Origin of the sequence: Jatrophihabitans cynanchi (genome assembly GCF_027247405.1) — a bacterium.
GTDB lineage: Bacteria > Actinomycetota > Actinomycetes > Mycobacteriales > Jatrophihabitantaceae > Jatrophihabitans_B > Jatrophihabitans_B cynanchi.
Map to the genome: position 1 here is coordinate 1,108,511 of NZ_CP097463.1, position 12,404 is coordinate 1,120,914.

Below are 12,404 nucleotides of genomic sequence, written 5' to 3' on the forward strand. Positions count from 1 at the left end.
GTCCCCGGCGGCAACGGCGCCGCAGCCCCGCATGAGCAGCTCGACGAGTACGTCCGGCCCCGGCTCGCCGCACTGCCGGACAGCCCGGGTGCAGCCGAGCCGCGGCTGCTGCGGCTCTTCGACGCGATGGCCGGCAGCCGGCAGCTGGACCTGCAGGCCCGCCGGCTGCGCGAGCGCGGCGTCGGCTTCTACACGATCGGGTCCGCCGGGCACGAGTCGAACGCGCTGGTCGCCGAGGCGCTGCGCGTGGACGACCCGGCGCTGCTGCACTACCGCTCCGGCGGCTTCTTCCTGCAGCGCGCGATGCAGGCCGGCCGCTCGCTGGAGGACGGTCTGCGGGCGGTGCTGCTCGGCATGGTCGCCGCTACGTCCGATCCGGCATCAGGCGGCCGGCACAAGGTGTTCGGGGACGCGAGCCTGTCGGTGATCCCGCAGACGTCCACGATCGCCTCGCACCTGCCGCGCGCGGTCGGCGTCGCGTTCGCCCTAGGGCGCGCGAAGCGGCTCGGCCTCGACTCGGCGTGGCCGCACGACGCCGTGACGGTGTGCAGCTTCGGCGACGCGAGCCTGAACCACTCCACCGCGGTAGGGGCACTGAACACCGCCGGGTACTGCGTGGCACAGGGGTTGCCGCTGGCCCTGCTGTTCGTGTGCGAAGACAACGGCCTGGGCATCTCGGTGCCCAGCCCGCACGGTTGGGTGGCCGAGGCCGCGCACCGTCCTGGCATCGGCTACGTGACCGCGTCCGGCGACGACCCGGACGGCCTGACGGCGACGCTCGCCGAGACCGTCGAGGCGGTGCGGCGCACCCGGCGTCCCGCGCTGCTGCACCTGCGCACCGTCCGCTATCTCGGGCACGCGGGGACCGATGTCGAGTCGGGCTATCGCGCCCCGTCCGCCCTTGCCGCCGACCGCGAACGCGACCCGCTGCTCGCCCTAGCCGCAAGAATCGGTGGTTCCGAGCCGGCCGCCCGCTACGACGAGATCGGGCGCATCGTGGCCAAGCTCGCCGATGAGGTCGCCCCGGCACCCACGCTGCGTTCCGCGCCGGCGATCATCGCGCCGCTGGCTCCGCGCGACGACGCCGCGATCGCCGCCGACGCCGGCAGGCGCGCCGATTCCGAGGCACGGCTGGCCGCGTTCGGCGGCAAACTGCCCGAGCGGGCCGGCCCAATGACTCTCGCCCAGAACATCAACGCCGCCCTCACCGACGCGCTGGCCGCCCGGCCCCAGGCCGTGGTGTTCGGCGAGGACGTCGGCCGCAAGGGCGGCGTCTACGGCCTCACCCGCGGGCTGCAGCAGCGCTTCGGCGCCCCACGCGCGTTCGACACGCTGCTGGACGAGCAGGCGATCCTCGGGCTCGGGCTAGGCCTCGGCGTCACCGGTCTGCTGCCCATCCCCGAGATCCAGTACCTGGCCTACCTGCACAACGCCGAGGACCAGCTGCGCGGCGAGGCCGCCAGCCTGCGCTTCTTCTCCGCCGGCAGCTACACGAACCCGATGGTGGTGCGTATCGCCGGGCTGGGCTACCAGAAGGGCTTCGGCGGACACTTCCACAACGACGACGCGGTGGCGGTGCTGCGCGACGTACCCGGGCTCGTGGTCGCGGTGCCGTCGCGACCCGAGGACGCCGCACCGATGCTGCGGTCGTGTCTGGCCGCGGCGAGCCTGCACGGCCAGGTGAGCGTGTTCCTGGAGCCGATCGCGCTGTACCACGAGCGCGACCTGCACTCGGCCGGCGACCGTGGCTGGCTGGCCGACTACTCGCTCGACACGCAGGCGGCGATCGGTTCGGCCCGCGTGCACGGCGCCGGTGCGGACCTGACGATCGCGACGTTCGGCAACGGGGTGCGCATGTCGCTGCGCGTTGCCGAACGCCTTGCCGCACAAGGCATCTTCGCCCGGGTGCTGGACCTGCGCTGGATCAGCCCGCTGCCGGTCGAGGACCTGCTGCGCGAAGCGTCCGCGACCGGCCGGGTGCTGGTCGCGGACGAGACGCGCCACGCGGGCGGTGTCGGCGAGGGCGTGATCACCGCTCTCGTCGAGCACGGTTTCGCCGGCCGGATCGCCCGCGTGGCGAGCACCGACAGCTACGTCCCGCTGGGCGACGCCGCCACCTTGGTGCTGCTGTCCGAGTCGGACATCGAGTCCGCGGCACTCTCCTTGATGGGCTGAGGGAGCTCGGTGGGCTGACGGAGCCCGGCGACCACCGCGATGGTCAGCGCCGACACGATCACGCCAAGGCTGAGCAGGGACGGGATCTCCGGCACCGACTCGCTGATCGTCTTGTGCGCCGCCTGCAGGAACAGCTTCACCCCGATGAACGCCAGGATGAACGCCAGCGCCTTGCCCAGGTGCTCGAAGCGCTCCAGCAGACCGCTCAGCAGGAAGTAGAGGGCGCGCAGGCCGAGGATCGCGAAGGCGTTGCTGGAGTAGACGATGAACGCGTTGTCGCTCACCGCGAGCACCGCCGGGACGCTGTCGACCGCGAACACCAGGTCGGCGGCCTCGATCGCCACCACCACGGCGAGCAGCGGCGTGGCGACGCGGCGGCCCGCCTCGCGCACCACGAACCGGGCGCCGTGGTACTCCTCCGACACCGGGACCACCTTGCGCAGCAGGCGTACCGCCAGGCTCTTGCCGGGATCGACCGTGTCGTCCTCGTCGCGCAGCAGCTTGATCGCGCTCCACACCAGGATCGCACCGAAGACGAACAGCACGGCGGCGAAGCGACTGACCACGGCAACTCCGGCTGCCAGGAAGACGCCGCGGAACACCAGCGCGCCCAGCACGCCGAAGAACAGCACCCGGTGCTGGTACTGCCGCGGCACCTGGAAGTAGCCGAAGATCAGCGCGAAGACGAACAGGTTGTCGACGGACAGGCTCTTCTCCAGCAGCCATGCCGTGGTGAAGTCGACCGCAGGGCCGGCGCCGAGCGTGAAGCCGACGACGAGCGCGAAGATCAGCGACACGCCGACCCAGACGGCGCTCCAGGTGGCCGCCTCGCGGAAGCCGATCACGTGGGTGCGGCGGTGGGCGAACAGGTCGATGAGCAGCATGACGGCGATGACCGCGCCGAGCGCGAGCCAGGCCCAGAGGGGGACGGTGGTCATGCCGCTCAGTCTTCCTGCCACAATCGCGCCAGCTTGAGTCGACTTTCGGCCGTGCTTTCCGCTCCTGTTTGCCGGAAGCAGGCAATCAGAGCGGCTGTGCGGGCCAGCCGAGCAGCCGGGCGCCGAGCACCGCGGCGTGCAGCGCGAACGCATCCCGCGGCGACGCCGGGTTCGCGCCGGTGAGCGCCCGGACCCGGTCCAGCCGGTAGGTCACCGCGCGCACCGACAGGTGCAGCTCACGCGAGGCCTGCGCGGTGTTGCTTCCCGCGGCGAAGTAGGCGGCGAGCGTGTCGAGCAGCGGCTGCGCACCGCCGCGTGCCTGGGTCAGCGGGCCGAGCAGGCTGGTGATCAGGTCGGCGATAGCGGCGCGATCGCGCAGCAGCACCTGGTAGGCGAGCAGGTCCTGCGCGTGCACGATCGGCTCGTCCAGGCCGGCCCGCCCGGACAGGTCCAGCGCGTCGCGCGCCTCGTCGTACGACGTGAGCACGCCGGCCGCACCCGGCCGGGCGCGCCCCACGCCGAGGCGCCACGCGCCGATGTCCGTCCGCCGGCGCAGGTCGACGCGATCGCCGGTCGGCTGCAGCACGCCGGCGATCCGGGCTGCGGCGGCTCGGGTCGCGTCGTCATCCGGCGCGGCGAACACCGCGATCAGCCTGCCCTCCTTGGTCGCGACGAACGCGTCGCCCGGCCCGGCCGCAACGGCACGCTCGACCAGCGGCACGATCGGGGCGGCGTCGGTGATCTCGCGCTCGGCCCGCACGACGACCACGGCGTGCGAGCCGGCAAGGTCCAGCCCGAAGCCGGCGGCACGCTGCACCAGCGCACCCACGTCGGCACGCCCGGACAGCAGGTCGTCGACGAACTCGCGGCGCGCCGACGCCTGTTCACGCACCAGGGACTGGCGCGCCTGCTGGTACCCGGCGGCGAGCGCAGCCATCGCTTCGTCGATCGCCTGCAGCATCAGCTCGCCGGCCGCGGCGATCGCGGGCGCGTCGGCCTCCTCGGCCACGGCCGGCAACTGCCGCCACAGCCGGCGCGCCGCGGCGAGATACACCTCGACCAGGGCACGGAGGGCGACTCCCTGACGCGCCGCGTCCCGTCCTCGCGCACGGCAGCGCTGCAGCATGCCGCGGTGCCCGGAGCCGTCGGTGACCGCGCGAGCCAGGTCGGGCACGAACTCGCCGAGCAGCGCGGGATCGAGGCCGCCCGCCTCCGCCGAGGCGTCGGACGCGATCCGCTGCCCGGTCGCGTCCGGAAGGATCATCGGGTCAGGTGTCGGCGTCGCCGGCGTTGCGCTGCCGGGTGATCACGGCCGCGGTGCTGATACGAGTCACAGCCACACCGTACCGTCCGGCACTCAGCCGAAGCTGGATTCCGATCAGCCAGATCAGCGGCGTTCTTGCCCGGTTCGGGGTTCACTCGAGCGGCGCGCCGTTTGCTCGAAGCGAACGCGACGTTGCGCGTATCGTGCAGCCATGCGTCAAGAGGATCGCCTCGGCCTGATCCTGGAGCAGCTCAACCAGCACGGCTCGGTCGGTGTGGGCGAGCTGGCCGGGCAACTCGCCGTCTCCGAGGCGTCGGTACGCCGTGACCTGCACCTGCTCGAGCAGCAGAAGCTGCTCACCCGTACCCACGGCGGGGCCGTCGCGTCCGGGGGCGTGCTCTACGAGCTGCCGATGCGGTACCGGGGCGGGCAGCACAACGAGGCCAAACGCGCGATCGCGCGATGCACCGCGTCCTTGCTGCCCGCTGACGTCACGTCCGTCGGGCTGAACGGCGGTACGACGAACACCGAGGTGGCGCGCGCCCTCGCGACGCGACCGCGTCTGCGCGTGGTGACCAACGCGCTCAACATCGCCTCCGAGCTCGCGGTCCGCTCGAACATAGAGTTGGTGGTGTGCGGGGGCAGCGCGCGGCCGGAGTCCTACGAGCTGGTCGGCCCGCTGGCCGAACTCGTGCTGTCGAACCTGAACCTGGACCTCGCGATCATCGGCGTGGACGGGCTGAGCGCCGCGGCCGGGTTCACCACGCACCACGAGGTCGAGGCCCATACCAACCGCGCGCTGGTGCGTGCTGCCGGGCGCGTCATCGTCGTCGCCGACTCGAGCAAGCTGGGCAGGCGCGGGTTCGCCAAGATCTGCGACATCTCGGCGGCATCGGACATCGTCACCGACGAGCACGCCGACCCGAAGGCCGTCGCCGAGCTGGAGCGGCTCGGCCCGCGCGTGCACGTGGTCCAGATCCCGCAGCCGGAGGTTCCGTAGCCGGACTCGGTCCCGGTCGCCAGGCGTGGGTCGCCTGGGGGGCAGGCTGGCACCTGGACCTTGAATCGAGCAAGACCGATCACGATACCTGCTTGATTCTGGACAGATCGCGCAGTGCGCTGGCAGGATGACCGGCATGCCTGCAACGACGGCCCGAGCGCTCGTGGTCGGTGACGCCAACCCCGACCTCGTGCCGCACGGCGCTGCCGGAAGGAACCATGACTGACGATCGCCCCGCGCGCACCCACGTCGCCCGCGAGATCCAGAGCCAGCCCCGCGTCTGGGCCCGCGCGCTCGATCAACTCGGCACGGTAGGCGCCGTGCTGCCCCAGCGCGGCGAGCGGGTCGCGGTGATCGGGTGCGGGACGTCGTGGTTCATGGCCGAGTCGTACGCGCACCTGCGCGAACAGTGCGGGGCGGGCGAGACCGACAGCTTCGCCGCTAGTCAATTCCCCGCCGGGCGTGGCTACGACCGGGTGGTGGCGATCTCCCGCTCCGGCACCACCACCGAGGTGCTGCGCGCGATCGACGCGACGCAGGTTCCGGTGCTGGCGCTGACCGCGGTGCCCGACGCACCGATCGGTCGAGCCGCGGACCAGCGGATCGTCCTGGACTTCGCCGACGAGCGGTCGGTCGTGCAGACCGTGTTCGCCACCACCGCGCTGATGCTGCTGCGCGGCTCGCTCGGCGAACCGCTGGAGGCCGTGCTCGGCCAGGCCGCCGCGGTGCTGGCCGGGGACCACGCGGTGCCATCGGCGATCGGCGCCGGCTCGCAGTTCACCTTCCTCGGCCAGGGCTGGGCGTACGGCATCGCGCGCGAGGCCGGCCTGAAGATGCGCGAGGCCGCCCAGCTGTGGACCGAGTCCTACCCGCAGATGGAGTACCGCCACGGCCCGATCTCCGTCGCCCAGCCCGGTCGCACGGTCTGGGTGTTCGGTGAGCCGGTGACCGGACTGGCCGCCGACGTCGCCGCGACCGGCGCCGCGTTCGTCGACGACCGTCTCGACCCGGTAGCCGACCTGATCCGCGCGCAACTGCTCGCCGTACGGCGGGCCGAGGAACAGGGCCTGGATCCCGACCGGCCACGGCACCTAGCCCGGTCGGTCGTGCTGCCCGAGGTGATCTCCCAGGTGAGCTCAGCACCGTGATCCTGTGCCTGTGCCCGAGCCCGGCGATAGACGTGACGTACCACGTCGACGCGCTGCACGTCGGGGAATCCACCCGGGTGCGCTCGCTGACGCGGCGCGCGGGCGGCAAGGCGGTGAACGTGGCGTGCGTTCTGCATGCCGTCGGGGCGGACGGCCACGTGCTCGCCCCGGTAGGCGGGCCGGCAGGCGCGGAGTTCGCCGAACTGCTGCGCGCCACGGGCGTCCCGGCGGACCTGGTCCCGGACCCGGCACCGACCCGCACCACGATCGCAGTCGTCGACTCCGGCGGCCAGGCGTCCGTCCTGCTCGAACCGGCTGTAACACGCGACTGGCCGGCACTGCTCGCCCGTGCCGAGGCGCTGATCCCCGCGGCAGAGGTCGTGGTGGTCAGCGGGTCGATGCCCGAGGGCGCGCCACCGGACGCGCTCGCCACTGTGATCGCGCTGGCGCGCGCAGCCGGCCGGCCGATCATCGTGGACACGAGCGGACCGGCGCTGCTGCAGGCGCTGGACGCGGGCGCGACACTGGTCAAGCCGAACGCCGCCGAGCTCGCCCAGGTCGCGCCGGAACAACCCGATCCGGTGCTCGCTGCCCGCACTCTGGCCACCCGGTACGCAGGGACGGTCGTGGTCGCCTCGCTCGGCGCCGACGGTGCCGTGCTGGCCGGGCCGGACGGCGCGTGTCACGCGCGGCCGGGCGCGGCCCTGACCGGCAACCCGACCGGGGCGGGGGACGCGCTGGTGGCCGGCCTCGCGCGCGGCCTCGCGGCGGGGCACGCCGTGCCCGAACTGCTCGCCGAGTCGGTCGCGCTGTCGGCTGCCGCCGTGCTGCACCCGTTCGCCGGACGGCTCGACCCGGCCGAGTACGCCCGGCAGCGCGCGGCAGTCACCGTGCGCGCGCTGCAGGGACAGCCATGACCGTCGCCCGCACCGGCGACCTGGTTCGCGCGGCTGCCGAACGCGGCGCCGCGGCCGGGGCGTTCAACGTGGTGACGCTCGAGCACGCCGAGGCGATCGTGCAGGCGGCCGAGGACGCCGACGTTGCGGTGATCTTGCAGCTCAGCGAGAACGCGGTCCGCTTCCACCGCGGCGCAGCCGGGCCGATCGCCGCGGCATGCGGGGTGTTGGCGCGCGAGTCGAGCACGCCGGTGGCCCTGCACCTGGACCACGTCACCGACGATGCGCTTGCCGGACAAGCCGAATCGTGCGGCTTCAGCTCGCTGATGTTCGATGCGGGCGCACTCGCGTACGGCGAGAACGTCCGGCGCACCAAGGCAGCGGCCGAGCGGGCGCACGCTGCCGGGCTCTGGCTCGAGGCCGAACTGGGTTATGTCGGCGGCAAACCGGATGCGCCACGCAGTGCGCACTCCCCCGGCGTGCGCACCGATCCGGACGAGGCCGTCGGCTACGTCCGCGCCACCGGCGTCGATGCGCTCGCCGTCGCGGTGGGCAGCTCGCACGCGATGACCGCGCAGACCGCCACGCTGGACGTCGAACTGATCGCCCGGCTGCGTGAGCGGCTCGACGTCCCGCTGGTGCTGCACGGCTCGTCCGGCGTTCCGGACGAGGCGCTGCGTGCCGCGGTTCGCGCGGGCATCGCGAAGGTCAACGTCGGGACCGCGCTCGGCCAGGCGATGACGGCGGCCATCCGGCGGAGCCTCGACGCCGACCCGGCGCTGGTGGATCCACGCAAGTTCCTGGCGCCGGCGCGTGATGCGATCGCCGGCGCCGTCCGGCACATCCTGAACGTGCTCGGCTGATTCAGCGCGCGCCCGCGGTGGCCGCGTCCAGCGACGCCTGCTGCTGCGCGGCGTACAGCGCGATCGGGTCAGCCACCTGGCGCCCGATCACGTCCGAGAGCCAGCCGGCGTCCCGGCGAGCCGCGGCGAGCGCATCGTCACGGCTGCCGTCGTCGGTGAGGTTCGACTGGAAGATGCCGGCCGCCGAACGCGGCAGGAAGTCCTCGTAGACGATCGGCGTCGCGGTGAGCGAGCCGGACTCGACCAGGTCGGCCAGGTCGGCCAGGTCGGCACCCGGCGCCGGTGCCCCGGTCGCCGCGAACGTGAAAAAGCCGAGGCCTTCGCGCAGCAGACCGAGTTCGGTGGCCGGCAGTCGCTCGCGCCACACCGAGGCGGCCACCTCGGCACGCGTGCCGCCGTCAGTCGCGAGCCGCCGGTCGACCTCGGCGAGCATGGCGTCGTACCGGTCACGCCCGGCCTCGGTGAGCGCGATGCCGCGCGCCTCTACCTCGCCGAAGCGGACCCGGAGCGATCCGGGTGCGATCGTCCCGTCCACGCCGCGGAACAGCCGTTCCTCGGCAAGCGCACGGAAGGACGTCTGGCGCAGCAGCACGTCCGGCCCGTCCCAGCGCGGTGGGCCTTGGATGGTGTCGATCATCGTGACGCCACGCCCCTCCATCCGCCGGTACAGCTCGTCGATGTCCAGCACTCGCGGCGTCAGGTGGTTGATGTGGGTGGACGTCACGCCGCCGATGTCCGCCGCGACCGCGGACACCGCCTCGAGTTCGGCGTACCAGGCGCGGTCGACCGGCTCGGGCGAGAGTTCGAACGCCGCGGTAGCCAGCTTGAGGAACGCCTCCGCGTCCTCCCCGGCGAGCCCGCCGTCGGCGATCGCCTTGTCGGCAAGGGTGATCAGCTCAGGGCTGAACAGCACCCGCCGGGCCAGGAACGCATCCAGGCGGCGCTGCAGGTCGGCCGGGAAGAACCGCCGATCGTCGGTCACCAACATCGAGGTGAACATGCGGAACGGGTTGCGCGCCAGCTCGTCGGCACTCACCGGGCGGAACGCGGTGCTGATCACGGGGACGGCCGCCCGGGCCGCCTCGCGCAGGTCGTAGAAGCCGACCGGATACATGCCGAATGCCGCGAAGACGCGCGCGACCTGTGCCAGCTCGGTGGGCGTGCCGACCCGGATCGCGCCGTGCCGCTCGGCGGTGACCCGGTGCAGCGAGCCCAGTCGCTGCGCTGCGGCGCCCTCACGCGCGGCGACCTCGGCGTTGACCGCCGACGCCACCTCGACCAACGTGGTGTACGCGGGCACCTCACGTCCGTACAGCTCGGCCATCCGCGCCGCGAACGCCGAGCGCAGCTCCCAGGTCGCCCAGTTGCGCATGATCAGGCGAGCGCGCCGAGCACGCGGTCGAGTGCCGCCAGCCCCTGGTCCAGCTCGTCCGTCGAGATCGTCAGCGCCGGGCGGAAGCGCAGTGCCGCCTCGCCGCAGCCGAGCACCAGCACGTGCTCGTCCTCGCGCAGCCGGCGGATCACCTCGTTGCGCAGTTCGGCCGTGGGCAGCGTGAAGGCGCACATCAGCCCGCGTCCGCGCACCTCGGTGACGATCGGATGCCTCGCGGCGAGCGCCGTCAAGCCGTCGAGCAGGTAGCTGCCGAGTTCGGCGGCGCGGGCGATCAGGCCGTCAGCTTCGATGACCTCCAGGATGCGGCGGGCGCGGACCATGTCGGTGAGGTTGCCACCCCAGGTGGAGTTGATCCGCGAGGACACCGCGAACACGTTGTCCGCAACCTCGTCGACGCGGCCGCCGGCCATCACGCCGCAGACCTGCGCCTTCTTGCCGAAGGCGACGACGTCCGGCTGCACGCCCAGCTGCTGGTAGGCCCATGCGGTGCCGGTCATGCCGACGCCGGTCTGCACCTCGTCCATGATGAACAGCGCGTCGAACTCGCGGCACAGCGCCTGCATCGCCTGCAGGAACTGCGGGCGGAAGTGGTTGTCGCCGCCCTCGCCCTGGATCGGCTCGGCGATGAAGCAGGCGATGTCGTGCGGGTGCTGCTCGAACGCGGCGCGCGCTGCGGCGAGGGTCTCCCGCTCGGAGGCCGCGACGTCGGCGTTGCCGTTGATCGACGGCGACGGGATGCGCGGCCAGTCGAACTTGGGGAAGCGCGCGACCTTGTTCGGGTCGGTGTTGGTCAGGCTCATCGTGTAGCCGGTGCGGCCGTGGAACGCCTTCTGCAGGTGCAGCACCTTGGTGCCCAGGTCGGCGTCGATGCCGTGCGCCTCGTTCCACCGCGACTTCCAGTCGAACGCGATCTTGAGGGCGTTCTCGACCGCGAGCGCGCCGCCGTCGATGAAGAACAGGTGCGGCAGCGCCGGGTCGCCCAGCACGCGCGCGAAGGTGTCCACGAAGCGCGCCATCGGCACGGTGTAGATGTCGGAGTTGGACGGCTTGTTGACGGCGACCCGGCCGAGCTCGGCGAGGAACTCGCTGTCGTCGGCGAGCGCGGGGTGGTTCATGCCCAACGCGGACGAGGCGAAGAAGGTGAACAGGTCGAGGTAGCGGCTGCCGTCGCGCGCGTCGACCAGTTCGGCGCCGTGCGACTTGTCCAGGTCGAGCACCAGCTCGAAGCCGTCGACGAGCATGTGGGCGGCAATGGTCTCGTGGACCTGGGCGGGGCTGAGGGCGCGCAGCGCGGCCGGAGTCGACGTCGTCATGCCGCGAGTCTACCGGAATAGTTCCTGCGATCTAGCCGCTTCCGCCGGAACTTTTACCGTCAGCGATCGGATGTGGACGAGCCTCGAAGAATGTCTGCAGCACCACCGTGGTCCTGGTGGACACGTTCGCGCGGCGGCGGATCTCGCGGATCAGGCCTTCGAGCGCACCCGGCGTCGCGACCCGCACGTAAAGGACGAAGCTGTCCTCGCCGGCCACCGAATGGCACGCCTCGATCGCGCTGAGCCCGGTGAGTCGCTCGGGGATGTCGTAGTCGTGCTCGGGATCTAGCGGACTGATCGCGATGAACGCCGCCAGCGGCAACCCCAGGGCCTCCGGGTCGACGCGCGCGGTGTACCCGGCGATCGTGCCGTCCGTCTCGAGCCGGCGCACCCGCGCCTGGACCGCCGAGACCGACAGGCCGGTTGCCGCGGCCAGGTTCTTCAACGTGCTGCGCCCGTCGCGCACCAGCGCCGCAGCGATCAGCCGGTCGATCGGGTCCTCCAGCACGCAAGCAGGCTAGCGCCCGCCTGCGCGCCGGATCGCTTCCGCCGCCCGTCCCCGGATCGCTCCCGTCGCCCGTCGCCCGTCGCCGTCCCGGGGCCGCTTCCCCCACGCTCAGACCAAACCTGCCCCGCTCCCCCCACGCCGTCGCGGCAGCTTCCCCGACCCGTCCCGGACCGCTTCCCCCACGCTCAGACCAAACCTGCCCCGCTCCCCCCACCGAGTGACGAGATCCGGGCGCCCGTTTTCGTAACCTGATGGGGGAAGGCGGGCAGCGATCGTCAGACGGTGGGGGAAGCGGGCGCGGCGCTGAGTTGGAGCGCGGACGCCGGGAGCGCGGACGCCGGGAGCGCGGACGCCGGGAGCGCGGAAGCCGAGAGAGCGGACGCCGGGAGCGCGGACGCCGGGAGCGCGGAAGCTAGAGGACGGACTCGATCGCGGCGCGCACCTCGGGGGCGTCCGGCTCGGTGCGCGGCCGGAACCGGCCCACCACGCGGCCGTCCGGCGCGACCAGGAACTTCTCGAAGTTCCACTGGATGTCGCCGGCCTCGCCGTCGGCGTCCGGCACCGCGGTCAGCGCGGCGTACACCGGGTCGCGGTCGGCGCCGTTGACGTCGATCTTGGCCGTCATCGGGAACGTGACCCCGTAGGTCGCCGAGCAGAACTGCTCGATCTCCTCGGGCGTGCCCGGCTCCTGACCGCCGAACTGGTTGCACGGGAAGCCCAGCACGGTGAAGCCGCGACCGGCGAGCTCGGCGTGCAGTGCCTCCAGCTTGCTGTACTGCGGTGTCAGCCCGCATTTGCTCGCCACATTGACGACCAGTGCGGCGCGCCCGCCCGTCAGGTCCCCGAACGTGGTGGCCTTGCCCTGCAAGGTGGTGACCGGTAGATCCAGCAGATCGCTCATGCGCA

11 protein-coding genes are annotated in these 12,404 nt (G+C 72.5%); 5 read left to right on the forward strand and 6 right to left on the reverse strand.

The annotated features are described in order from the left end of the window. Nucleotides 1–126 precede the first annotated feature (126 nt). Nucleotides 127–2,175, forward strand: a complete 2,049-nt coding sequence (locus tag M6B22_RS05420) for a transketolase C-terminal domain-containing protein (protein WP_407935647.1) — start codon at nt 127–129, stop codon at nt 2,173–2,175. Here the strand turns inward: M6B22_RS05420 and M6B22_RS05425 are convergent. Further along, on the reverse strand, nt 2,091–3,113 hold the full coding sequence (locus tag M6B22_RS05425; RefSeq protein ID WP_269444757.1) for a TerC family protein: 1,023 nt from the start codon (nt 3,111–3,113) through the stop codon (nt 2,091–2,093). The genes M6B22_RS05420 and M6B22_RS05425 overlap by 85 nt on opposite strands. A gap of 85 nt (nt 3,114–3,198) precedes the next feature. Further along, entirely contained in the window at nt 3,199–4,377 is a 1,179-nt protein-coding gene (locus M6B22_RS05430) for a PucR family transcriptional regulator (RefSeq protein WP_269444758.1), read from the reverse strand. Between the two features lie 211 nt (nt 4,378–4,588). Between M6B22_RS05430 and M6B22_RS05435 the strand changes: the two genes are divergently transcribed. The 4 genes from M6B22_RS05435 to M6B22_RS05450 all read left to right on the forward strand — a co-directional run bounded on the left by M6B22_RS05435 (nt 4,589) and on the right by M6B22_RS05450 (nt 8,284). Next, entirely contained in the window at nt 4,589–5,377 is a 789-nt protein-coding gene (locus M6B22_RS05435; RefSeq protein WP_269444759.1) for a DeoR/GlpR family DNA-binding transcription regulator, read from the forward strand. A 218-nt stretch (nt 5,378–5,595) separates the two neighbouring features. After that, nucleotides 5,596–6,525, forward strand: coding sequence for an SIS domain-containing protein (locus M6B22_RS05440; RefSeq protein ID WP_269444760.1), 930 nt, complete (start codon nt 5,596–5,598; stop codon nt 6,523–6,525). Between the two features lie 32 nt (nt 6,526–6,557). After that, entirely contained in the window at nt 6,558–7,442 is an 885-nt protein-coding gene (locus M6B22_RS05445) for a 1-phosphofructokinase family hexose kinase (protein WP_331459785.1), read from the forward strand. Next, a complete protein-coding gene (locus tag M6B22_RS05450; protein ID WP_269444762.1) occupies nt 7,439–8,284 on the forward strand; it encodes a class II fructose-bisphosphate aldolase in 846 nt (281 codons plus the stop codon). The genes M6B22_RS05445 and M6B22_RS05450 overlap by 4 nt, the downstream gene beginning before the upstream one ends. Nucleotide 8,285: 1 nt before the next feature. Here M6B22_RS05450 and hglS read toward each other — a convergent pair whose 3' ends face one another. The 4 genes from hglS to M6B22_RS05470 all read right to left on the reverse strand — a co-directional run bounded on the left by hglS (nt 8,286) and on the right by M6B22_RS05470 (nt 12,399). Continuing rightward, nucleotides 8,286–9,656 carry a 2-oxoadipate dioxygenase/decarboxylase gene (hglS, locus tag M6B22_RS05455; RefSeq protein WP_269444763.1) on the reverse strand — a complete coding sequence of 457 codons (1,371 nt, stop codon included), beginning with the start codon at nt 9,654–9,656 and terminating at the stop codon, nt 8,286–8,288. Between the two features lie 2 nt (nt 9,657–9,658). Then, nucleotides 9,659–10,990 carry an L-lysine 6-transaminase gene (lat, locus tag M6B22_RS05460; protein WP_269444764.1) on the reverse strand — a complete coding sequence of 444 codons (1,332 nt, stop codon included), beginning with the start codon at nt 10,988–10,990 and terminating at the stop codon, nt 9,659–9,661. 31 nt (nt 10,991–11,021) lie between these two features. Beyond that, nucleotides 11,022–11,495, reverse strand: coding sequence for an Lrp/AsnC family transcriptional regulator (locus tag M6B22_RS05465; RefSeq protein ID WP_407935648.1), 474 nt, complete (start codon nt 11,493–11,495; stop codon nt 11,022–11,024). Between the two features lie 415 nt (nt 11,496–11,910). Next, nucleotides 11,911–12,399, reverse strand: coding sequence for a glutathione peroxidase (locus tag M6B22_RS05470; protein WP_269444766.1), 489 nt, complete (start codon nt 12,397–12,399; stop codon nt 11,911–11,913). Nucleotides 12,400–12,404: the final 5 nt, after the last annotated feature.

What these genes read in the sequence shown, in the direction of transcription:
- M6B22_RS05420 (WP_407935647.1), top strand. Translation starts at nt 127, where the DNA reads ATGGCCGGCAGCCGGCAGCTGGACCTGCAGGCCCGCCGGCTGCGCGAG.
- M6B22_RS05430 (WP_269444758.1), bottom strand. Translation starts at nt 4,377, where the DNA reads ATGATCCTTCCGGACGCGACCGGGCAGCGGATCGCGTCCGACGCCTCG.
- M6B22_RS05440 (WP_269444760.1), top strand. Translation starts at nt 5,596, where the DNA reads ATGACTGACGATCGCCCCGCGCGCACCCACGTCGCCCGCGAGATCCAG.
- M6B22_RS05435 (WP_269444759.1), top strand. Translation starts at nt 4,589, where the DNA reads ATGCGTCAAGAGGATCGCCTCGGCCTGATCCTGGAGCAGCTCAACCAG.
- M6B22_RS05425 (WP_269444757.1), bottom strand. Translation starts at nt 3,113, where the DNA reads ATGACCACCGTCCCCCTCTGGGCCTGGCTCGCGCTCGGCGCGGTCATC.
- M6B22_RS05470 (WP_269444766.1), bottom strand. Translation starts at nt 12,399, where the DNA reads ATGAGCGATCTGCTGGATCTACCGGTCACCACCTTGCAGGGCAAGGCC.
- M6B22_RS05450 (WP_269444762.1), top strand. Translation starts at nt 7,439, where the DNA reads ATGACCGTCGCCCGCACCGGCGACCTGGTTCGCGCGGCTGCCGAACGC.
- lat (WP_269444764.1), bottom strand. Translation starts at nt 10,990, where the DNA reads ATGACGACGTCGACTCCGGCCGCGCTGCGCGCCCTCAGCCCCGCCCAG.
- hglS (WP_269444763.1), bottom strand. Translation starts at nt 9,656, where the DNA reads ATGCGCAACTGGGCGACCTGGGAGCTGCGCTCGGCGTTCGCGGCGCGG.